Genomic DNA, 17,946 nt, shown 5'->3' on the forward strand with positions numbered 1-17,946 from the left:
ACTCTAAAATGGACACAAAATCAATAAAAGGATTCATCAATATCGAAACTTTTGAACACGCACTACCCGTCAAGGCACATTTATAAAAATGAATACAAAAATTGGCATTCAGGGTAATAACGACGCACACATAACTCATCTAAATTTAGTAGAAAAATTAAACCTCCAAAATGGAGAAATCGTCATTGAGCATGGGCACGAACATGGTGCTCATCAGCCTTCTCATGACTCACTAAGAGCTGCCCACCCAAATGCAAAAAAAAAATCATGATAATATCAGGAGCTTGCTCCTCAGCAGTTAGCAGATGGAGAAAACAATACCTAGCAGAGCTTGGTGGACAAACACCAGAGTCAGGCAAAGCGCTGACTTCTGAACAACAAACAATACAACTGCTTGAGAAACAACTTTGGCGCGCACAAAGGGACAATGAAATCTTAAAAAAGGCAACAGCCTTGTTCGCTGTGGACAATCACCAAGTGATATGATTATCAAGATAAACAAGGCTTGCCAACAATACAATACTAAAGAATTATGAGCATTACTCAAACTTCCTCGCAGTAGTTATTACTATCAAGTCAAAGATAAGCGAGTAAACAACAACACCAATGCTATGATTAAATTAATCAAACAAACTGCTATTGAAGTTGGATACACCTATGGCAAACGCAGAATGCGGGTAGTTTTGAATAACCAAGGTTATAACATTGGTATTTACCAAACCGCAACGCTAATGAAAAAAGCCAATGTAGTTGCCATACGCCCAAGAAAGCGTCATTATTACCCTAATACTAGATTGATGTTTAAAAAGGCAAAAAACCTATTAAATCGTGTGTTTGAGCAGCAATCAATTAATACGCATTGGGTTGGTGATATTACCTATATCAAAACCTATCAAGGTGGGAGTTATTTAGCCAGTGTGTTGGATTTAGGCTCAAGACAAGTTGTTGGTTGGGCATTGTCAAAACAGCCTAATGCTCAGTTGGCAAAGGATGCGCTTAGTAATGCTGTGTCTAGACACCAGCCCAATACAAATAAACACATGTTCCACTCTGATCAAGGGACTCAATACTCTTCTAAAGTTTTTATTGATTATTGCAACAAGAACAACATTACTCAAAGCATGAGCAGGCGAGGTAATTGTTGGGATAATGCGGTCATGGAGCGTTTCTTTAGAAGTCTGAAGACTGAGAGATTAAATTATCAAAGTTTTGCAAATCATAGTGAAGTCGTGCAAAATGTAGAGGGTTATATCTACTTGTATAATTACAAAAGGATTCATTCAGCGATTGGGTATTTAACACCTGCTCAAAAGATGGCTGAATTGAAAAAAGCGGCTTGAAATGTGTCCAAGTAGGTTAGAGCATTGCAGTTTGAATACCTTTATCACCCTTGCCTCCTTTCTCGCCTTTGTTGTCTATATTACCTATGACCTCAACTTCTGCTAAAGAGAGAAAGTTTTTATCGAGTAGTTGGACTTTAACATAACGACCTTGTGTGCCTTCGTCACCTAAGTCAATTGTTGTGCCGGGGTTAGGATAGGCATGAAAGTCTTGCTGATAGGTGATGGCATTAAAATCAGCATCAGTGGCAACACTGACTCGATAGTTAGTCAATCTGCTGCCTTTACAACAATTAGTACGATTGTAAATAACGATTTGATTAATGGTTTGATCGCTTTGTAAATCAACACGCCACCAAACACACCTTGACGGTTTTGGGTGTTGGTGGTACTTTTGTGGTTATAGTTGCCGCTAGTGTTGCCATCAACCGCTCTCGAAGAAACACCACCCCAACCTGTGGAGGATTGTGTGGTGGGTTTATTGAGGACTAAGCCAGTGGTAACAGCGTGAACAGTGGTGGTTAAATAAGGTGAAGAGTGTTGCTATTAGTAATAAAATACGGGAGAAACTTTTGGTGATGAGCAATGAATTCATTGGGCGTTCTCCTTAATATGGAAATAGAATTTTGTATTGATTTTAAAATTAGTTTAGCACTAATGGCAAGTTGTGTTGAAAGGTTTTGATTAAAAAAAACTAAGCAATCATGAATTTAATGAGGTGTAAGGCGTAATAATAATTGTTTTTTATCAATTACAAAGTAAAAGGCTTGGAGCCAATCAGTGCCTAATAAACCATCAATATTGGAAGGTAGTTTTGCTTGTGGTAGAACAGCAATGAGAAAATCTTGTTTTGTGATTGCACCCACTGTAAATTCTTTAATATTAATTTTATGGGCTGTAATAGTGCCATTTGCAGTACTTAAAGTGATTTTCTCTGCCTGGTTAAAAGATTCATTGCTGCATTTTCTTTTGATACTGCTCCTACATTAGATTGGGCTAATCGTTATCTAAATATCAAAGAGGCTTATTCAGAAGTTAGCACAATCCCTGCCTATGGTACAGTGTCATTTAGAATTAGTGCTGATGCTTGGAATGGCCTAGCCAGTAATTACGGTTGGTGCAGGTGTTGCAGGTAGTATTTCCTGTACTTCGTATGGTAAAGGTGGTATTGGCACAGCATCAAATGATGGTCTTGGCGGTACGCAAAGTGTGAGTGCTACCACAGGTGGGTTGTGGGCGGGGGATGGCGGCACATCAAATGGCGGGGAAATAACCAACTTAGATAGAGAGGCTCGCTCGCTAGGTGTGCTTGAGCTTGGCAAAGGAGAAAATGGTTATAATCCTGATGGTAGTTGGGTTTATGGCATAAACACCGGATCAAGTGGCGGTGGCGGTATAAGAATAACTTATCTAGGATAATAGCTTTAAAGTGAGAACCCATGGTGGATTTATTTATATGGTGGCTAAGGCTAAATCTTATGATTTCTTAAGCGTTGATTAGAAAACCTACCTACAGGTGTGGTATTTTGTCATAATTAGTACTTTATAAATGGCTAAATAAAGGGGTATATGGCTAATTCAACAATGAAAGATAACATTGATCAACTGGGTGATATTCTTATTGAAATATTCCACGTTGTGGGATTGTTTGTGGTGGGTGCAACAATTGTTTGGTCATCAGCTGCTCATGAGTATTTGATTATTATGCAGCATGAGTCGGGTTTTGCATCACTTAAAGATATTTTACTTTTATTTATCTAGAGCTAGGCGCATGACGGATATTTATTTTAAAACCCATAAAATGCCTGTGATTTTTTTGATATTTATTGCCATTACTCGTTTCTTGGTCATTGATATGAAATCTTTGATGGTGAATGATAAGTTTAATTTACTCATTATGGTTGTCTCAATTTTGATATTGCCTGCTGCAGGGGTATTGAAATTCACCGAGAAAAAATATCAAACTCAAAACGAGTATTAGACCACAATGAATTTAAATACCCGAGGTATTATTAATTATTTGCTGTTGCCAGTCTCAGGTGTTTTTTATTTGGTATCAGTGTTTAGAAAATGGCTTTATCGAGTTAATTTTTTTCAGGTTCAAAAATTTAAGTATCCTGTGATTGTGGTGGGTAATATTACAGTGGGTGGTACAGGGAAAACACCAATCGTGATTGCATTGGCGCAATATTTTAAACAACAAGGTAGGCAAGTAGGTATAGTGTCGCGTGGTTATGGTGGTGCGCATCATCAAGGCAGTTTATTGGTAAATAAGGACACCAATGTCCATTTATCAGGCGACGAGCCGTTACTGATTGCCTTGCAAACAGAGTTGCCGGTGATGGTCAATAAGAACAGGGCGCAAGCGGTTAAGGATTTAATCAATCAATGTCAGGTTGATTTAATCATCAGTGATGATGGTTTACAACATTACAAAATGGATAGAGATGTAGAAATTGCTGTGGTTGACGGCACTTGGCGTTTTGGCAATGGATTTTTTTTGCCAGCAGGTCCGTTAAGAGAGTCAACCACCCGACTTAAAAGTGTTGATTTTGTGATAAATAATGCTAGTTTGTGTGCAGGTGAGTTTAGCACTGAACTAGCATTAAAAATGTTTGTTAATGTTAAAACAGGTGAGGAAAAACCACTGGATTATTTTAAAGGTAAATATTGTCATGGTGTTGCTGGCATTGGCCATCCTCAACGTTTTTTTGATGCATTAATTGGATTGAGCATTAATTTAGAGTCCCATATGTTTGCTGACCATTATACTTATCAACAAAGTGATTTAGCGTTTGAGAACAATCATCCAATTCTTATGACTGCTAAGGATTGTGTAAAATGTAGGCGATTCGCACACAATCAAATGTGGTACTTGCAAGTTGAGGCTAATTTGAGCGATGATTTTTTTAAAAAACTAGACGCTAAATTATGATTGACGACACTTTATTAAAATTATTAGTATGCCCTAAAAGCAAAGCCCCACTTAAACAAGTGGGCAATGAGCTTATTTGTGAAGTGAGTGGCTTAGCCTATCCAATTGAGGACGGTATTCCAATTTTGCTAGTTGAAGAGGCGCGTCAATTAGAGCAAGGTATTGATAAAAAGTAATGGATTTTTCCGTTATTATCCCTGCTAGATACGCATCAAGCAGATTGCCAGCCAAACTGCTTAAAGATGTTCATGGCAAGCCTTTGATTCAATTAACCTATGAAAATGCAATCAATAGTAGTGCAAATCGTGTCATTATTGCAACTGATGATAAGCGCATTGAAGCGGTTGCTAATGATTTTGGCGCTTTAACCTGTATGACTGATAAACACCACACTTCTGGCACATCAAGAATTGCACAAGTGCTAGCAGAGTTAGGTATTAATGATGATGAAATTATTGTTAACGCGCAGGGCGATGAGCCAATGCTAAGTCCAAGTGTGATTGATCAAGTGGCTAATAACTTGGCAACCAGTCCTATGCACATGGCAACTTTATATGAGCAAATTGCTAATAAGGCACAGTATCTTGACCCTAACTGCGTTAAGGTGGTTTTTAATAAAGCCGGCAAGGCTTTATATTTTTCACGTGCTGCCATTCCTTTTTTTAGAGAAGCAAAGGATTTTGATTTAAAGTTGTGCTTTAAACACGTTGGTATATATGCTTATCGAGCAGGGTTTATCAAACAATACTTAACCATGAGCAGCTCTTCCTATGAGCAAGTTGAAAAATTAGAACAATTAACGGTACTTAACGAAGGGGTTGATATTCATGTGGCATTGGCTTGCGCTAGTATTGGGCATGGTGTTGATACGCAACGTGATTTAGATAAAGTAAGAAAAGAGTTGAGTTGAATTATGAATATTATTGATGGCAAGAAAATTGCACAGAATTTACGAGCAAGCATTAAATTAAAAGTTGACACACTTGATAGAAAGCCAGGGTTAGCAGTTATTTTAGTTGGCGATGATGGGGCCTCGGCAGTTTATGTTCGTAATAAAGACAACGCTTGTAAAGAGGTGGGTTTTTATTCAGAAAAAATTAACAACCCCGCCAATACCACTCAAGCGGAATTATTATCTGAAATTGAGCGTTTGAACAATAGTGATAAAATTGATGGTATCTTGGTGCAATTACCACTACCTAAACATTTAGATACTAATTTAGTGATTGAAGCTATCTCACCTAAAAAGGATGTAGATGGTTTTCATAGTGAAAACATTGGTAAATTGATGCAGAATAAACCTTTTTTACGACCATGCACACCCAAGGGTGTGATGACGATGTTCGAAACCATTGGCGTGGATTTAGTGGGTAAAAATTGTGTGGTGGTGGGTGCGTCTAATATTGTTGGTCGCCCGATGGCGTGTGAGTTGTTAAATGCTCAAGCAACAGTTACTATTTGCAACAGCAAAACTAAAAACCTTTCTAATAAATTAAAACAGGCAGACATTGTTGTCGTTGCAGTTGGTATTGCTAAGATGATTCAAAGCGACTGGATTAAACCAGGTGCTATCGTGATTGACGTGGGAATTAATCGATTGGATAATAATCAATTGGTTGGCGATGTTGATTTTGAATCTGTTAGGCAAGTTGCTAGCTGGATTACTCCAGTACCAGGTGGTGTTGGACCAATGACCATTGCTACCTTATTAGAAAATACATTAACCGCATATGAGGCAAAAATATGAAATTATTATTAAAAGGACTTAGGAATGGCTTAGGCGCTATTATTGCTTTTATTAGTTGGCTGATTCCAGCTGGAAAAATTAAGCGCACTAGTGCGCAACAGAAAAAAGCAGATGAGCAAACTACTAATATTGAATTATATCAGTTTTTTGGTTGTCCGTTTTGTATCAAAACTCGCCGAATGATTAGACGATTGAATCTAAATATTGTTATGCGTAATGCACAAACTATTGGCAGTGAGTTTCGAGATGAAATGCAACGAGAGACTGGCAAAGTTCAAGTGCCTTGCTTAAAGATTACCAAGGGTGATGAAGTGCAGTGGATGTTTGAATCTAATGACATTAGCACTTATCTAAATAAGCATTTTAGCTAATACTTGTTAAGGCAAAAAGTCTTTTAACTTTGCAATGCTATCTTCTAACTCGGTTTGAGAATTGGCGGTCATGTTAATATGACCAAGTTTTCGGTTTTTACGTTCAGATTTATCATATAAATGTAGGTGCGCATTTGGCATTTCAAGAATGGCATCAATATCTCCAAGCTGACCAATAATATTAATCATTGCACAAAATAGATGCGTTGGCGTAGTATCCCCAAGGGGCATGCCAGTAATAGCACGAATATGATTTTCAAATTGTGAGGTGTTAGCCCCTTCTATGCTCCAATGTCCAGAGTTATGTACCCGTGGCGCCATTTCATTCACCACCAGGCCGTTTTCAGTGTCAAATAGTTCAATGGTCAGAACGCCAACGTAATTAATTTCGTCAAGTAAAGTTTGCATATAATGTTGCGCTATTTCTTGAACCTTTTTGTCAATATTTTGAGCAGGTGCAATGGTTAATCTTAAAATACCCTGATGATGTGTATTTTCAACCAGTGGGTAGTATTTGTGGCTATTGTCAATACCACGTACAGCAATTAGGGACAGTTCACGTTTGAAATTTACAAACCCTTCTAGAATTGACTCAACCCCGTTTATACTTTCCCAAGCCTTGGTAATCTGACTAGTTTCATGAATGAAAAATTGACCCTTACCATCATACCCTTCGGTTGCAGTTTTTAAGATTGCGGGCAAGCCAATTGTTTCAACTGCCGCTTGTAAATCCGCTTCAGAACTTACCATTTGATAGGGTGCGCATGGAATGTTTAGCTGATTAAATAAAGCCTTTTCTCGACCACGATGTTGCGTAATAAATAGGGATTTCTCATTGGGATAAACAGGTATTTTTTTGTTAATTTCTTTAACAATACCAACCTCAGTATTTTCACTCTCAAAAGTAATAACATCAGCAAATTCTACTAAAGAGTCAATATTATCAGAGTTGTTTTTTTTGGCAAACATATGCCCAAGTAATGCAGCGGGTTCGTTAGTAGCGTTGCCAGAAAATCCAAATTGATGATTTAGTGAATAACCACTAAGTGCAAGCATTCTGCCTAGCTGACCTGCACCCAATATGCCTATTTTCATTTGGCTGATGGATTTGGATGGTCTAAAATGTCTTGTGTTTGTTGGGCTCTAAAAGCGAGTATTTTTGCCCTAATAGTGTCATCATCATTTGCAATGATTTGTGCTGCTAAAATACCTGCATTTTTAGCACCTGCCTCACCAATAGCCAGTGTACCAACAGGAATACCGCCAGGCATTTGAGCAATGGACAGCAAAGAGTCTTGACCACTAAGTGCGCGTGATTGGACAGGCACGCCTAACACGGGCACAATGGTTTTGGCTGCGACCATGCCCGGCAAATGTGCAGCACCGCCAGCACCCGCAATAATGACTTTAAGTCCGCGTTCAAGTGCACTGGATGCATAGTCAAACATCAAGTCAGGCGTTCGATGTGCAGAAACCACCTTAACCTCATGTGGTACACCAAGTTCTTTGAGTATATCCACTGCATTTTTCATGGTTGCCCAATCTGATTTTGACCCCATAATAACACCCACTAGTGCACTCATCAGTCTCTCCGGAGTTAAGTATTATTTAGATTATACTTAACTTCAAGCATTGAGGATAGGGCAAAATCTTGATGTAAAAAAGGCAAGTGTCCAGTATTTAATATTAATGTTTTGATGTTATTTTGATGGTACCAACGGCTGATTTTAATAGGCACTAAGGTGTCATATTTGCCCAGCACTACCTCTATGGGTATAGATAGTTTTTTAAGTTGATTATTTAGATCTGTATTGAGTAAGATTTCCAAGCCCTGATTAAGTGCTTGTGTTGTTGCTAGGTATTGTTCAATGGCTTTATTTAGCGCTTTAAGTTTTGATTTGTCTTTGGTTTGCAAGCTAATAAAGCGCTTTAAGCCTTTTGATAGATTCAGTTGCAGAGCGCTTGAAAATTGCTCAAAATTATCTGTGTCTATACCAAATTCCCAAAAGTCTGTTTGGATAAAATTAGGCGTTGATGCAACAAGAATAAGCTTTGAAAGCGTTATTTTATTGGCAATCTTGATGGCAAGTAATCCACCTAATGACCAACCTAATAAAATAGGGTTTTTTGGCAAAATTTTGATAATTTCATCACACCACTCATCAAGCCCACCATCAACATTAGCACTCCTACCATGCCCAGGTAAATCAATAATGGTGATACGACATTGGTTTTTATAATCATCAACCAAAGTGTTAAACAACTCTGAATTAAACCCCCAGCCATGAAGCAACACTAAATCAACCCCAATACCTTGTGTGTTACTGTATAGCATGTTTAAGTTGAGTGAGCAGTTGTTTAATTTGGCTTTGTGTATGGTCGGCACTTAATGTTATTCTTAAACGCGCTGTGTCTTTTGGCACGGTGGGTGGGCGAATGGCACTGACATAAAAGCCTGCATTTAGCAGTTCTTTTGAAAGGTGAATTGCCTTTTCACTACTACCCACAATGAATGGCTGAATGGCACTATTAGAGTTTGTAATGGGTAAATATAACGTTTTAGAAAGGCTCTGAAAATAACGAATATTGGCTAATAATTTAGCATTTTTCTCACCTTGTTTAATCAGTTCCAAACTTTTTAGCGTGGCAACGCATAAAGCGGGTGCAATTGCTGTGGTATAAATATAAGGACGTGATTTTTGGATTAAAAAATCAATCAAATCCTCATTACCAGCTACAAATGCCCCCATTGTGCCTGCTGCCTTACCTAGCGTTGCCATGTAAATCGAATTTTGAGGAATATTTGTCTTAAAAATACCAAATCCATGCGCATCATCTTGCGTTAAAAGTGCACCAGACTCATTGGCAATTTTTTCAATACTTTTAATATTAGCTCGGTCACCATCCATGCTAAATACGTTATCAGTCACAATTAATCCTTGCCCAGTTTGCTTGTCTATTTTTTTCTTTAATGATTCAACATCATTATGCAAGTAGCGCTGAAGTGGTAAACCAATTAAATGATTAGCGTCAATAAGTGAAGCATGGTTAAGTTTGTCTTGCAAGACCCAATCAAGCTCATCTTTAAGTGCAGAAAACACCCCAATATTTGCCATATAGCCCGTTGAAAATAGTAAGGCCTTCTCTTGCTTTGTATAATCAGCCAACGCCTCTTCTAACGCCTGATGCGCCGATGTATGCCCACTAACCAAGTGTGATGCACCAGCACCAACCCCAAATTTATCAACCCCTTGTTTGAATGCCTCTTTAACTTGTGGATGGCTGGCAAGCGATAGATAATCATTTGAACAAAAATTTATCAATGATTTTCCATTGATAATCATTTGAGTATTTTGTGTATTTTCAGATATTTTTCTTAAGCGATAAAGATGATTTTGTTTAAGGTTTGATAATTTTTTTGAAAAATCCATGAATCTATTTTATAGTTTGTAAGGTAGCTTGATAATACAATATAATCAATCTCTTGCTATTTATCTAGACACATCATGAAAAAAACATTCAGCTTTTCACACCCTAAAAAACAAAGACCCAGAGTGGTTGAAGCCATTAAATACGAACTTAAAAAGTATATTAAACGTGAGCGTAATAAAAAACGACCTGAAGAGGTAGATTTTTGGGACTTTGATTGTCGCTATGGTGCTGACGAGGCTTCTTGTGGCGTGATCCATGTTTCTGAAATTAACAAAGTAATTTCAGAGGCTGATGCAGAAGGTTTAGATTCTTTTTTCTTAGAAGTTCTGTCCAAGCCTGGTGTACGAACTAAAAAACCTGAAGAGGAAAAAGAGGAAAAAAACTTTCCGGATTAAGTTCTTAATTTGTCAGACATGAAATTAAATACAATTGCTAAGACAATAAGGATTCCATTTTTATTATTAGCCCTAGTTTGCGTATTTTTAGGGGTGAGTATCACCATAGCAAGCCCAACCACAGTATAAACCACTTGTTGTTCGCGCTTACGATGCTTGGTGCTGTATTTGCGCATATTAGTGTTAATACCCCTTAATGAATATTTCGATTTCAAGAGTGGATTGGATCTAGCAACAACAAGAACACAATTTAGTGGGGGTAGTTGGCGCTCTTCCAGAGAATCCAGAAATGGCCAATACTGTGCTTATTATTGGCGTATTTTTTGCCTTTGAACATGGGAAAGAAGTTATTCCATTAGGTGTTGTTTTGATTGTTACATACACTGATTGGATTAATAAAAATCCCATTTTGTGTTTGATAGCACCGGGAATTGGTTTTGGTTTTCTTATGGTTGTAGGCACTCAATTTGCGCTAGAGGGGGGTAACATGCCAAAATCTTGGCTTATTGCAATCATTCCTTTCTTTTTAGTCAACAACCTTCTTTTACTTAATCAATATCCTGATATTCATGCTGATGCTAATGTTGGTAGAAAGCATTTTCCCATTGCTTACGGTGTAAAAACCAGTAACATAATTTATGGGTTATTTATTGCATTAACAATAATTACAATTGTGTTATTTATTGTTAGCGGCTATTTGCCAGTGCTAAGTTTGGTTGCATTGCCGCCAATACCACTTGCGTTTTTTCCCTAAAAGGTGCAGTGCAGTATGCAGAAGCCATTGGTGATTTTCCTTCTTTGTTTAGCATAAAAATAAACAGCTAAATTTTTAGAGCCAAGCATAATGGCTAAAAAACCAAACCAATCATAAAGTCAACTAACGGCTTTTCTTGTAGTAAAGTAATAAACCAAAGTGAATTACCCATAGCTAGTTAAATTAAGTTTTCCATTGGGGATGAGGCTGAAGCGTAAGCTTTTTTCATCATTCTACCTGCAAGGAAGGATTCACGCCCTGCAATGACAGCGTGTTTCATGGCACTTGCCATTAAGACTGGATTGGTGGCATTGGCGATGGCTGAGTTCATTAGTACGCCATCGCAGCCTAGCTCCATAGCCTTGGCAGCATCTGAGGCGCAACCAATACCAGCATCAACCAGTACGGGTACATTAGCGTGCTCTTTGATGAGTTTAATGTTTGCTGGGTTGGCAATGCCTTGGCCTGAGCCAATGAGTGAGGCAAGTGGCATAATGGCGCAACAGCCGATGCGTTCTAATTCTTTAGCAATGATTGGGTCATCACTGGTGTAAACCATAACATCAAAACCATCATTAACTAGGGTTTGTGTAGCAGATAGGGTTTCAACAATATTGGGGTATAGGGTTTTTTCATCGCCTAATACTTCTAATTTAACCAAATTATGCCCGCCTAAAAGTTCACGTGCTAATTGGCACGTACGTACGGCATCTTTAGCGGTGTAGCAACCTGCAGTATTAGGCAAAATGGTGTATTCATCGAGGCTGATAACGTCTAATAAATTTGGCTCGTTTTTGTCTTGCCCGATGTTGGTTCGACGAATGGCAACGGTAATAATATCAGCCTGAGCGGCTTCAGTTGCTAGTTTTGTTTGCGTTAAATCTTTGTATTTTCCTGAGCCAACCAGCAAGCGAGAGTGATAAGTTTTTCCTGCAATTACCAGTGGTGTGTCAGTCATCATCGTAAGGATTTTTTAAGTAATGGCGGAGAGTGAGGGATTTGAACCCTCGATAGGGGATAAACCCTATACACCCTTAGCAGGGGCGCGCCTTCAGCCACTCGGCCAACTCTCCGTGAGAGAAACATTATACGCTAAGTTGTTAAAATTTAAATGCCGAGTTTTAGAAACCATACTGGTATTTTAGGTTGATTTTTCGGTAGCGTTCTTTAGGGTCAAGTTTGAGTCGTATTTTGCCCCAGTCGCCTTTGAATTTGACTTTTTCCTCTAATGCTTCAAGCTTCATTTTGACATTGAGAATGGCTTGTTCTGATTTGCTCCATTGCTCGTCATAACTAATGGGTATGCCTAGTTGGTATTCATGATAAAGCAGTTGGCTTTTGATGTCATCTGCTTGATTTTTAATATCAAAGACGTTTTCACCTGGCTCATAGCTAATTTCAAGGTTAAGTACTTTAACATCTGATGCTTTGACTGTTTGGATAATATTTGTTGTTTGCGCTAAACTGTAATTGACTAGAACACTAAAGCCAAAGGTTAAAGCGAGTAATGATTTTAGGAAAACCAATGGTAAATTCCTAATGTATTAACGCAAACAAAAACCGTATTAAGCAACACTAGAGAATTATCATTATTTTTAGCACCTTGAACAATCCAACTAATGGCCGATGCCATAAAAAAAAAATAGCCAAATTTAGACCATTCAAAGTTAAGTGCTACTAATAAGCCACCCGTAATGCCAGTAACCGTGCCAAACCAGCCCCAAGCGTTATTCATGAATTTCGAAATCGTGCGTAACTTGGGCGGTTTTCCCTAGCATGATGGCAGCAGAGCAATGTTTATCTGCAGATAAACTGATTGCTTTGGCTACTTTTTTGTCATTTAAGTTGTGCCCCTTAATAACAAAGTGAATATGAATCTCAGTAAATACTTTTGGATGCTCATCTGCACGTTTAGCGGTAATTTCTGCGTAGCAATCTTGCACTTCTTCACGCATTTTTTTTAAAGTTGAAACAACATCAACGGTGGTGCAACCACCCATACCAAGTAGTAGCATTTCCATGGGGCGAATGCCTAAATTTTTGCCACCCAGCCCTTCAGGGCCGTCCATAACCACAGCGTGACCACTGGCTGATTCGCCGACCATCATCATGTTATCAATCCATTTAATGGTTGTTTTCATGCAAAAATCTCTCGTAATGCTTGCCCTGGGTTGGGCTGGCGCATAAAGGCTTCACCCACCAAATAGCTGTGAATATTATTTAATTTCATAAGTGCTACGTTTTCAGCGTTTAAAATGCCACTTTCAGTGATGACCAGAGTATCCCCCTTGATTTCTTTTAATAAGTCTATTGTCGTTTGTAAAGAGACTTCAAACGTGCGCAGATTGCGATTGTTAATACCTATCATTGGCAGGTTAAGTTTGAGTGTGCGTTTAAGTTCTTTTAAGTTGTGCACTTCAATTAATACATCCATACTTAGGGAGATTGCTAATGATGAAAACTCATTCATTTGCGTGTCAGTTAAACAAGCAGTGATGAGTAAAATACAGTCTGAACCCATTACGCGTGCTTCATAAACTTGGTAAGCATCAATAATAAATTCTTTGCGTAAAACGGGTAGTGACACGGTTGCTCTTGCGTCAATTAAGTATTGATTATCACCTTGGAAAAAATCTTTATCAGTAAGGATGGATAAGCAAGTAGCACCCCCTAGCTCATAACTTTTGGCGATTTCAACCGGGTTAAAACCTTTGCGTAAAACACCTTTTGAGGGGGAGGCTTTTTTAATCTCAGCAATCACAGCATTTTGCTTGGCATCTACTTTGGTTTTAAGGGCTTGGTAAAAACCACGTGTTTTTGATGCGTTTTTTGATTGCTCAACAACCTCTGCCAAAGGCATGGTTTTTATACATTGCGCAATTTCTTGTTGCTTTCTAGCAATAATTTTTTTTAAAATATCAGGGGTATTTGTCATGATTAAGTATTTTAAATGAATTGTATAACTTATAATTAAACTTTGAATTTTTAAGCAAGACTTAAGCCATGAAATTACTAGGTTTTGAAGTAGGTATTGATCAGCCATTTTTTTTAATAGCAGGTCCCTGCGTTATTGAATCTGAAGCTTTGGCAATGGAAACAGCGACTTATTTGGCAAAAGTCACCAGTGATTTAGGCATCAACTTTATTTATAAGTCATCCTATGATAAGGCAAATCGAACCAGTGCCAATAGTTTTAGAGGTTTGGGGTTGGAGCAAGGTCTAAGAATTTTGCAAAAAGTTAAAGATGAAGTTAGTGTGCCTGTTTTAACCGATGTTCATGAAGACACACCACTTGATGAAGTGGCAAGTGTGGTTGATATGATGCAAACACCTGCTTTTTTGGTGCGTCAAACTAATTTTATTCAAAATGTTTGTAAACAGGGCTTGCCTGTTAATATCAAAAAAGGCCAATTTCAAGCCCCTTGGGATATGAACAATGTGATTGAAAAGGCTCGTGCCACAGGCAATCAACAAATTACTGTGTGTGATCGTGGCACTTCGTTTGGCTATAACACTTTGGTTTCTGATATGCGTGGTTTGGCAAGTATGCGTAGTACAAATTGCCCCGTGGTGTTTGATGCTACGCATTCAGTACAACAGCCTGGTGGACAAGGCACAACCTCAGGTGGTCAGCGAGAAATGGTGCCAGTTCTGGCAAGAGCGGCCGTTGCTGTTGGTATTAGTGGTATTTTTATGGAAACCCACCCAGATCCTGGGAATGCCAAGAGCGACGGCCCTAATTCTATGCCGATTGATAAAATGGACGAACTGCTTAAAACCTTGCAAGAATTAGACAATATAACTAAGAAAAATGGCTTTTTAGAAGATAATTTGTAAAAACATTTGTCTGTTTATGTGGCTAATCTTAAGGCGCGAAAAAATCTTTTGCGTTGTTGTTGGTCTAATGATAGCGCCGTTTCTTTAATAAAGTTTTTTATCAATTTATCCTTTTGCCGTTTTAATTGCGCTAGTTGTTGGCTTTTTTCCTCATATAAACTTGGTTCGAACACAGGCGCTAATAATAGATTAAAAATATCTGAATATAAGTGCCTGGTTTTCTTATGATTGGTTATTTCTTGTTGTTGAAATAGTTGTAATTTTTCTTTTAATTGTTGTTGTGCATTGGGTAAATACGCCAAGCTGTTTGAGAATTTTATATGTAATGGCTTTTTATGATGACCATGCCAATGTGAAAGCCGATTAGTAAAATATTTAACAGTAGTGAAATGGTTAAAATAATTTTAATTTTTTTACTCATAAAAAGCACCTTGTTGATAATCAGAAAATAAATAAGCGTCTTGGTCTGCTATATCGTTAGTTGAGCCCCAGCCAATAACAATTCCTAGGATTAAAATAAATATCAGTATTATTTTTTTCGGTAGTATTAATAGACTTAACGCCATGACTTCTGAAGGCATGTAGGCGTTTGATTGAGCTTTTCTTTTTTTAATAATATTTTGAATGGCATAAGCAGAGGGTGCTTGAACCTTTAGCTTGTTAAGTTGTAATTGGAGTTCTTTATCGTTATTAAACATAATTTTTATTATAGATTAAGTTTTTGCTTGAGTTGTGCCTTGCCACGCATGAGTAATGATTGCAAGGCCTTAAGTCGGATGTTCATAATTTGAGCAGCTTGTTTGTTGCTCATGTTTTCATAAAAGCATAAAACAATTGCTAAACGCTGTCGCTTAGGCAATGAAATAATGGCTTGTTTAAGATTAAATTGCGCTTATTCTTGTTCTAAATTTTCTTCCAAATCGGACGGGTCTGCGACATGGTCAATATGTTCAATTAATTGTGTTTTAATTTTTTTCTTATAATCTAGGCACAAATTAGCAATCACTCTATAAAACCAAGTGGTAAAAAGACTTTTTTCAGATTGATAACTATTAGGATTGTTCCAAAGTTTTAAAAAGGCTTCTTGGACAATATCTTGAGCATCATTTTGATTGAACAACATGCGATAAGACATAGCATAAAAACGCTGATGATGTCTTTGAACCAAAATATCAAATACCTGATGATGGTGTTTTTGAATCAAAATCATCAAGCATTCGTCATTTTTCTTACTAATAACGCTCATTAAATTATTAGAGAGTTACTTTTAGTAAGCGTAATTAAAACATCCTCCTCATTGGTTGATGTTGATTTCGTCTATAATTCCTCATTTCATTTTGTGTTAATACGCCATCACCATTCGTATCCATTTGAGAGAATTTTGCTTTTTTAAGTGTGATAAATTCATCCAAGGTAATTTTTTTTATCAGCATTATTCACAGGGTCTTGATCACATGTTTTGCCATTATCGCTAAAAGCATAACTACTTGTTGTTAACAATAAAGTTGTTGTTAGGGTTAATATTAATAGTTGTTTTTTCATGGTTATTTCCTTATATTTTAGTTAGGTCACATAAAATATCTTACTGACACTAATTGATACGAGATATTAACTTAAAGTCTTCGGTTGTAAGCCTCAAATATTTACTTTTTACCAAGCATTCTATGCAAGGTGCTATCTTTATCGATAAAATAGTGTTTTAACGCACCGATGATATGCAATGTAATAGAAAATATCATTATTTTTCCACCCAATCCGTGCAAGGTATTACCCAAACTTGCAAGAGATTTACTAAGTGGTATCACTTTTCCTGGATTCCATTCATCCGGATTGATTGCTAGCAACTCCAAGCCAAAGATAGATAAGCCATGTCCACCTGCACCTGACATTAACATACCGGAGATTGGCATCATCACTGTGCCAATAATTAACATCCAGTGAATGGTTTTTGCGCCTATTTGTTCAATTCTTTTATATTGACTGACAGGTACAGGCCAGCCATTTTTAATGCGCCAAATTACCCATATTAAAATAACGTTAAAGAGTAGAATGCCGATTGATTTGTGTATTGGGTATAGAAAAAAACTTTGTTTTCCTCCATGTATATACCCACTACAATTAATGCAATAAAAACAATGGCAACGAGCCAATGTAGTGAGATGGTAATTAAAGAGAGTTTTTGCTTGTTGTCTTTTGTCATTTTGCATGCCTTCAAATCAGTTAAAAAATAATATCCAACTTACGTAGTACGAGCCATATATTAAAAACCTTCGTTTTTTCGTAAATTTTCTTTATAAATGGTATTATTTGAAGATTGTACGATATTTTTTTAAACACCTAGACAAAGCAATCCATGCCTAAAAGTAAGCATCAAATATTACAAAATACTTTCGGGTTTGATGAGTTTCGCCCATTGCAGGAAACAGTGGTGGATAAAATTTTGAATCATGAAGATGTGTTGCTAATTTTACCAACAGGTGGTGGTAAATCGTTGTGCTATCAGTTGCCAGCATTGTTGATGGAAGGAGTTGTGGTTGTGGTGTCACCTTTATTAGCATTGATGCAGGATCAGGTACATGGCTTGGCAGCAAAAAGGAATTCGCGCTGTTATTGTTATGATGTCGTCTATGCAAGATATGGAGCAAACCATACAAGCACAGAATGATTTGCGAAATGACGTGGTGAAACTTGTTCTTGTTGCACCTGAACGTTTGCAAAATGATCAATTTTTGCATTTTTTAGCTACACTTAACATTGCATTTTTTGCCATTGATGAGGCGCATTGCGTGAGTGAATGGGGGCATGAGTTTCGAGCAGATTATCGTCAATTGGGCTTATTAAAATCTCATTTTCCTGAAGTGGGTATTGCTGCTTTTACGGCAATGGCAACCACACAAGTAGAAAAAGATATTGTTAATCAGCTAAAGTTTAAACGTAGTGATAATATTATTCGTGGCAAAATTTATCGAGACAATTTGTTTATTAGTGTTCAATCCCGACAAGGCAACGGACATCAACAATTGCTAGATTTTTTGCAAAACCATGCTTATGAACAAGACATCATTTATACATTGTCACGTAAAAATACCTAGTCATTAAGTGCATTTTTAAGCACCCAAGGACTAAAGGCGCGTG

Annotated in this window: 32 protein-coding genes, 1 tRNA gene and 3 pseudogenes; 16 read left to right on the forward strand and 20 right to left on the reverse strand. The window is 37.5% G+C overall.

The genetic code is table 11. From position 1 onward, the window contains the following. Positions 1-88: 88 nt before the first annotated feature. The 3 genes and pseudogenes from CVFO_RS08345 to CVFO_RS08355 all read left to right on the forward strand — a co-directional run. A complete protein-coding gene (locus CVFO_RS08345; protein ID WP_201339542.1) occupies positions 89-271 on the forward strand; it encodes a hypothetical protein in 183 nt (60 codons plus the stop codon). Further along, positions 268-486, forward strand: coding sequence for a transposase (locus CVFO_RS08350; protein WP_201339543.1), 219 nt, complete (start codon positions 268-270; stop codon positions 484-486). Before CVFO_RS08345 ends, CVFO_RS08350 begins: the two co-directional genes overlap by 4 nt. A 65-nt stretch (positions 487-551) precedes the next feature. After that, positions 552-1,340: pseudogene (locus tag CVFO_RS08355) on the forward strand (IS3 family transposase); the annotation flags it as partial. Positions 1,341-1,356: 16 nt separating this feature from the next. Here CVFO_RS08355 and CVFO_RS08360 read toward each other — a convergent pair. Beyond that, a pseudogene (locus tag CVFO_RS08360) lies at positions 1,357-1,704 on the reverse strand (galactose-binding domain-containing protein); the annotation flags it as partial. Between the two features lie 346 nt (positions 1,705-2,050). After that, positions 2,051-2,314 (reverse strand): retroviral-like aspartic protease family protein, encoded by a 264-nt coding sequence (locus CVFO_RS08365; RefSeq protein WP_201340401.1) that lies wholly within the window; start codon positions 2,312-2,314, stop codon positions 2,051-2,053. A 235-nt stretch (positions 2,315-2,549) separates the two neighbouring features. On the opposite strand from CVFO_RS08365, the gene CVFO_RS08370 reads away from it, so the two are divergent. The 8 genes from CVFO_RS08370 to CVFO_RS08405 all read left to right on the forward strand — a co-directional run bounded on the left by CVFO_RS08370 (position 2,550) and on the right by CVFO_RS08405 (position 6,393). Continuing rightward, positions 2,550-2,759 (forward strand): hypothetical protein, encoded by a 210-nt coding sequence (locus CVFO_RS08370; RefSeq protein ID WP_201339544.1) that lies wholly within the window; start codon positions 2,550-2,552, stop codon positions 2,757-2,759. Positions 2,760-2,909: 150 nt separating this feature from the next. After that, complete coding sequence (locus CVFO_RS08375) at positions 2,910-3,101, forward strand: hypothetical protein (protein ID WP_201339545.1); 192 nt, start codon at positions 2,910-2,912, stop codon at positions 3,099-3,101. 10 nt (positions 3,102-3,111) lie between these two features. Next, entirely contained in the window at positions 3,112-3,321 is a 210-nt protein-coding gene (locus tag CVFO_RS08380) for a hypothetical protein (protein ID WP_201339546.1), read from the forward strand. Positions 3,322-3,327: 6 nt separating this feature from the next. Next, positions 3,328-4,275 carry a tetraacyldisaccharide 4'-kinase gene (gene lpxK / locus CVFO_RS08385; protein ID WP_201339547.1) on the forward strand — a complete coding sequence of 316 codons (948 nt, stop codon included), beginning with the start codon at positions 3,328-3,330 and terminating at the stop codon, positions 4,273-4,275. Next, positions 4,272-4,451 (forward strand): Trm112 family protein, encoded by a 180-nt coding sequence (locus tag CVFO_RS08390; RefSeq protein ID WP_201339548.1) that lies wholly within the window; start codon positions 4,272-4,274, stop codon positions 4,449-4,451. Before lpxK ends, CVFO_RS08390 begins: the two co-directional genes overlap by 4 nt. Further along, positions 4,451-5,185, forward strand: a complete 735-nt coding sequence (gene kdsB / locus CVFO_RS08395) for a 3-deoxy-manno-octulosonate cytidylyltransferase (RefSeq protein WP_201339549.1) — start codon at positions 4,451-4,453, stop codon at positions 5,183-5,185. Before CVFO_RS08390 ends, kdsB begins: the two co-directional genes overlap by 1 nt. A 3-nt stretch (positions 5,186-5,188) precedes the next feature. Next, positions 5,189-6,022: a bifunctional methylenetetrahydrofolate dehydrogenase/methenyltetrahydrofolate cyclohydrolase FolD gene (folD, locus tag CVFO_RS08400; RefSeq protein WP_201339550.1), complete on the forward strand. Its 834-nt coding sequence runs from the start codon at positions 5,189-5,191 to the stop codon at positions 6,020-6,022. Continuing rightward, entirely contained in the window at positions 6,019-6,393 is a 375-nt protein-coding gene (locus tag CVFO_RS08405) for a glutaredoxin domain-containing protein (RefSeq protein ID WP_201339551.1), read from the forward strand. Before folD ends, CVFO_RS08405 begins: the two co-directional genes overlap by 4 nt. A gap of 6 nt (positions 6,394-6,399) precedes the next feature. Here the strand turns inward: CVFO_RS08405 and CVFO_RS08410 are convergent, their stop codons facing one another. From CVFO_RS08410 to CVFO_RS08425, 4 genes are read right to left on the reverse strand one after another with little or no spacing between them, the layout of a single operon-like run. Next, positions 6,400-7,488, reverse strand: a complete 1,089-nt coding sequence (locus tag CVFO_RS08410; protein WP_201339552.1) for a 5-(carboxyamino)imidazole ribonucleotide synthase — start codon at positions 7,486-7,488, stop codon at positions 6,400-6,402. Next, complete coding sequence (gene purE / locus CVFO_RS08415) at positions 7,485-7,976, reverse strand: 5-(carboxyamino)imidazole ribonucleotide mutase (protein ID WP_201339553.1); 492 nt, start codon at positions 7,974-7,976, stop codon at positions 7,485-7,487. Before purE ends, CVFO_RS08410 begins: the two co-directional genes overlap by 4 nt. A gap of 14 nt (positions 7,977-7,990) precedes the next feature. Next, positions 7,991-8,728, reverse strand: a complete 738-nt coding sequence (locus tag CVFO_RS08420; protein ID WP_201339554.1) for an alpha/beta fold hydrolase — start codon at positions 8,726-8,728, stop codon at positions 7,991-7,993. Continuing rightward, positions 8,715-9,824: an aminotransferase class I/II-fold pyridoxal phosphate-dependent enzyme gene (locus tag CVFO_RS08425; RefSeq protein ID WP_201339555.1), complete on the reverse strand. Its 1,110-nt coding sequence runs from the start codon at positions 9,822-9,824 to the stop codon at positions 8,715-8,717. Before CVFO_RS08425 ends, CVFO_RS08420 begins: the two co-directional genes overlap by 14 nt. Positions 9,825-9,899: 75 nt before the next feature. On the opposite strand from CVFO_RS08425, the gene CVFO_RS08430 reads away from it, so the two are divergent. Continuing rightward, entirely contained in the window at positions 9,900-10,220 is a 321-nt protein-coding gene (locus CVFO_RS08430; protein WP_201339556.1) for a DUF6172 family protein, read from the forward strand. Here CVFO_RS08430 and CVFO_RS08955 read toward each other — a convergent pair. Next, the gene (locus tag CVFO_RS08955; protein WP_225879266.1) at positions 10,217-10,396 is read right to left on the reverse strand and encodes a hypothetical protein; all 180 of its coding nucleotides are present in this window, start codon (positions 10,394-10,396) and stop codon (positions 10,217-10,219) included. The genes CVFO_RS08430 and CVFO_RS08955 overlap by 4 nt on opposite strands. 113 nt (positions 10,397-10,509) lie before the next feature. Here CVFO_RS08955 and CVFO_RS08960 point away from each other — a divergent pair, with 113 nt between their 5' ends. Next, positions 10,510-10,974: a prenyltransferase gene (locus tag CVFO_RS08960; RefSeq protein ID WP_225879267.1), complete on the forward strand. Its 465-nt coding sequence runs from the start codon at positions 10,510-10,512 to the stop codon at positions 10,972-10,974. A 178-nt stretch (positions 10,975-11,152) separates the two neighbouring features. Here CVFO_RS08960 and CVFO_RS08440 read toward each other — a convergent pair whose 3' ends face one another. From CVFO_RS08440 to trpC, 6 genes are all read right to left on the reverse strand, one after another. Beyond that, entirely contained in the window at positions 11,153-11,935 is a 783-nt protein-coding gene (locus CVFO_RS08440) for a thiazole synthase (protein WP_281064401.1), read from the reverse strand. A 20-nt stretch (positions 11,936-11,955) separates the two neighbouring features. Beyond that, positions 11,956-12,047, reverse strand: a tRNA-Ser gene (locus CVFO_RS08445). A 48-nt stretch (positions 12,048-12,095) separates the two neighbouring features. Next, positions 12,096-12,500: a hypothetical protein gene (locus tag CVFO_RS08450; RefSeq protein WP_201339557.1), complete on the reverse strand. Its 405-nt coding sequence runs from the start codon at positions 12,498-12,500 to the stop codon at positions 12,096-12,098. Then, a complete protein-coding gene (locus tag CVFO_RS08455; RefSeq protein WP_201339558.1) occupies positions 12,488-12,709 on the reverse strand; it encodes a hypothetical protein in 222 nt (73 codons plus the stop codon). The genes CVFO_RS08450 and CVFO_RS08455 overlap by 13 nt, the downstream gene beginning before the upstream one ends. Beyond that, positions 12,702-13,115 (reverse strand): OsmC family protein, encoded by a 414-nt coding sequence (locus CVFO_RS08460; RefSeq protein WP_201339559.1) that lies wholly within the window; start codon positions 13,113-13,115, stop codon positions 12,702-12,704. The genes CVFO_RS08455 and CVFO_RS08460 overlap by 8 nt, the downstream gene beginning before the upstream one ends. Then, entirely contained in the window at positions 13,112-13,909 is a 798-nt protein-coding gene (gene trpC, locus CVFO_RS08465; protein WP_201339560.1) for an indole-3-glycerol phosphate synthase TrpC, read from the reverse strand. The genes CVFO_RS08460 and trpC overlap by 4 nt, the downstream gene beginning before the upstream one ends. A gap of 68 nt (positions 13,910-13,977) precedes the next feature. Here trpC and kdsA point away from each other — a divergent pair, with 68 nt between their 5' ends. After that, positions 13,978-14,811 carry a 3-deoxy-8-phosphooctulonate synthase gene (gene kdsA, locus CVFO_RS08470; protein WP_201339561.1) on the forward strand — a complete coding sequence of 278 codons (834 nt, stop codon included), beginning with the start codon at positions 13,978-13,980 and terminating at the stop codon, positions 14,809-14,811. A 14-nt stretch (positions 14,812-14,825) separates the two neighbouring features. Here the strand turns inward: kdsA and CVFO_RS08475 are convergent, their stop codons facing one another. The 7 genes and pseudogenes from CVFO_RS08475 to CVFO_RS08505 form a co-directional block, all read right to left on the reverse strand. After that, complete coding sequence (locus CVFO_RS08475; RefSeq protein ID WP_201339562.1) at positions 14,826-15,113, reverse strand: hypothetical protein; 288 nt, start codon at positions 15,111-15,113, stop codon at positions 14,826-14,828. A gap of 111 nt (positions 15,114-15,224) precedes the next feature. Further along, on the reverse strand, positions 15,225-15,509 hold the full coding sequence (locus CVFO_RS08480) for a hypothetical protein (protein ID WP_201339563.1): 285 nt from the start codon (positions 15,507-15,509) through the stop codon (positions 15,225-15,227). Positions 15,510-15,517: 8 nt separating this feature from the next. Beyond that, positions 15,518-15,682, reverse strand: a pseudogene (locus CVFO_RS08485) (sigma factor-like helix-turn-helix DNA-binding protein); the annotation flags it as partial. Positions 15,683-15,703: 21 nt separating this feature from the next. Beyond that, a complete protein-coding gene (locus CVFO_RS08490) occupies positions 15,704-16,057 on the reverse strand; it encodes a sigma-70 family RNA polymerase sigma factor (RefSeq protein WP_201339565.1) in 354 nt (117 codons plus the stop codon). A 34-nt stretch (positions 16,058-16,091) separates the two neighbouring features. Then, positions 16,092-16,244, reverse strand: a complete 153-nt coding sequence (locus CVFO_RS09575; protein WP_225879268.1) for an EF-hand domain-containing protein — start codon at positions 16,242-16,244, stop codon at positions 16,092-16,094. Beyond that, on the reverse strand, positions 16,216-16,353 hold the full coding sequence (locus CVFO_RS08500; protein WP_201339567.1) for a hypothetical protein: 138 nt from the start codon (positions 16,351-16,353) through the stop codon (positions 16,216-16,218). The genes CVFO_RS09575 and CVFO_RS08500 overlap by 29 nt, the downstream gene beginning before the upstream one ends. A 101-nt stretch (positions 16,354-16,454) precedes the next feature. Continuing rightward, complete coding sequence (locus CVFO_RS08505) at positions 16,455-17,018, reverse strand: cytochrome b (RefSeq protein WP_342591015.1); 564 nt, start codon at positions 17,016-17,018, stop codon at positions 16,455-16,457. A gap of 146 nt (positions 17,019-17,164) precedes the next feature. Between CVFO_RS08505 and CVFO_RS09280 the strand changes: the two genes are divergently transcribed. Beyond that, the gene (locus tag CVFO_RS09280; protein WP_342591016.1) at positions 17,165-17,476 is read left to right on the forward strand and encodes a DEAD/DEAH box helicase; all 312 of its coding nucleotides are present in this window, start codon (positions 17,165-17,167) and stop codon (positions 17,474-17,476) included. Further along, positions 17,388-17,903, forward strand: coding sequence for a DEAD/DEAH box helicase (locus CVFO_RS09285; RefSeq protein ID WP_342591017.1), 516 nt, complete (start codon positions 17,388-17,390; stop codon positions 17,901-17,903). The genes CVFO_RS09280 and CVFO_RS09285 overlap by 89 nt, the downstream gene beginning before the upstream one ends. Positions 17,904-17,946 lie beyond the last annotated feature (43 nt).

This window comes from Isorropodon fossajaponicum endosymbiont JTNG4 (assembly GCF_016592615.1).
In the GTDB taxonomy this organism is placed as follows: Bacteria; Pseudomonadota; Gammaproteobacteria; order PS1; family Pseudothioglobaceae; genus Ruthia.

Bases quoted from the DNA above. Each gene is read 5' to 3' on its own strand.
- CVFO_RS08345 (WP_201339542.1), top strand. From the start codon at position 89: ATGAATACAAAAATTGGCATTCAGGGTAATAACGACGCACACATAACT.
- CVFO_RS08350 (WP_201339543.1), top strand. From the start codon at position 268: ATGATAATATCAGGAGCTTGCTCCTCAGCAGTTAGCAGATGGAGAAAA.
- CVFO_RS08375 (WP_201339545.1), top strand. From the start codon at position 2,910: ATGGCTAATTCAACAATGAAAGATAACATTGATCAACTGGGTGATATT.
- CVFO_RS08380 (WP_201339546.1), top strand. From the start codon at position 3,112: ATGACGGATATTTATTTTAAAACCCATAAAATGCCTGTGATTTTTTTG.
- lpxK (WP_201339547.1), top strand. From the start codon at position 3,328: ATGAATTTAAATACCCGAGGTATTATTAATTATTTGCTGTTGCCAGTC.
- CVFO_RS08390 (WP_201339548.1), top strand. From the start codon at position 4,272: ATGATTGACGACACTTTATTAAAATTATTAGTATGCCCTAAAAGCAAA.
- kdsB (WP_201339549.1), top strand. From the start codon at position 4,451: ATGGATTTTTCCGTTATTATCCCTGCTAGATACGCATCAAGCAGATTG.
- folD (WP_201339550.1), top strand. From the start codon at position 5,189: ATGAATATTATTGATGGCAAGAAAATTGCACAGAATTTACGAGCAAGC.
- CVFO_RS08405 (WP_201339551.1), top strand. From the start codon at position 6,019: ATGAAATTATTATTAAAAGGACTTAGGAATGGCTTAGGCGCTATTATT.
- CVFO_RS08410 (WP_201339552.1), bottom strand. From the start codon at position 7,488: ATGAAAATAGGCATATTGGGTGCAGGTCAGCTAGGCAGAATGCTTGCA.
- purE (WP_201339553.1), bottom strand. From the start codon at position 7,976: ATGAGTGCACTAGTGGGTGTTATTATGGGGTCAAAATCAGATTGGGCA.
- CVFO_RS08420 (WP_201339554.1), bottom strand. From the start codon at position 8,728: ATGCTATACAGTAACACACAAGGTATTGGGGTTGATTTAGTGTTGCTT.
- CVFO_RS08425 (WP_201339555.1), bottom strand. From the start codon at position 9,824: ATGGATTTTTCAAAAAAATTATCAAACCTTAAACAAAATCATCTTTAT.
- CVFO_RS08430 (WP_201339556.1), top strand. From the start codon at position 9,900: ATGAAAAAAACATTCAGCTTTTCACACCCTAAAAAACAAAGACCCAGA.
- CVFO_RS08955 (WP_225879266.1), bottom strand. From the start codon at position 10,396: ATGCGCAAATACAGCACCAAGCATCGTAAGCGCGAACAACAAGTGGTT.
- CVFO_RS08960 (WP_225879267.1), top strand. From the start codon at position 10,510: ATGGCCAATACTGTGCTTATTATTGGCGTATTTTTTGCCTTTGAACAT.
- CVFO_RS08440 (WP_281064401.1), bottom strand. From the start codon at position 11,935: ATGATGACTGACACACCACTGGTAATTGCAGGAAAAACTTATCACTCT.
- CVFO_RS08455 (WP_201339558.1), bottom strand. From the start codon at position 12,709: ATGAATAACGCTTGGGGCTGGTTTGGCACGGTTACTGGCATTACGGGT.
- CVFO_RS08460 (WP_201339559.1), bottom strand. From the start codon at position 13,115: ATGAAAACAACCATTAAATGGATTGATAACATGATGATGGTCGGCGAA.
- trpC (WP_201339560.1), bottom strand. From the start codon at position 13,909: ATGACAAATACCCCTGATATTTTAAAAAAAATTATTGCTAGAAAGCAA.
- kdsA (WP_201339561.1), top strand. From the start codon at position 13,978: ATGAAATTACTAGGTTTTGAAGTAGGTATTGATCAGCCATTTTTTTTA.
- CVFO_RS08480 (WP_201339563.1), bottom strand. From the start codon at position 15,509: ATGTTTAATAACGATAAAGAACTCCAATTACAACTTAACAAGCTAAAG.
- CVFO_RS08490 (WP_201339565.1), bottom strand. From the start codon at position 16,057: ATGAGCGTTATTAGTAAGAAAAATGACGAATGCTTGATGATTTTGATT.
- CVFO_RS09575 (WP_225879268.1), bottom strand. From the start codon at position 16,244: ATGCTGATAAAAAAAATTACCTTGGATGAATTTATCACACTTAAAAAA.
- CVFO_RS08500 (WP_201339567.1), bottom strand. From the start codon at position 16,353: ATGAAAAAACAACTATTAATATTAACCCTAACAACAACTTTATTGTTA.
- CVFO_RS08505 (WP_342591015.1), bottom strand. From the start codon at position 17,018: ATGCAAAATGACAAAAGACAACAAGCAAAAACTCTCTTTAATTACCAT.
- CVFO_RS09280 (WP_342591016.1), top strand. From the start codon at position 17,165: ATGCCTAAAAGTAAGCATCAAATATTACAAAATACTTTCGGGTTTGAT.
- CVFO_RS09285 (WP_342591017.1), top strand. From the start codon at position 17,388: ATGGCTTGGCAGCAAAAAGGAATTCGCGCTGTTATTGTTATGATGTCG.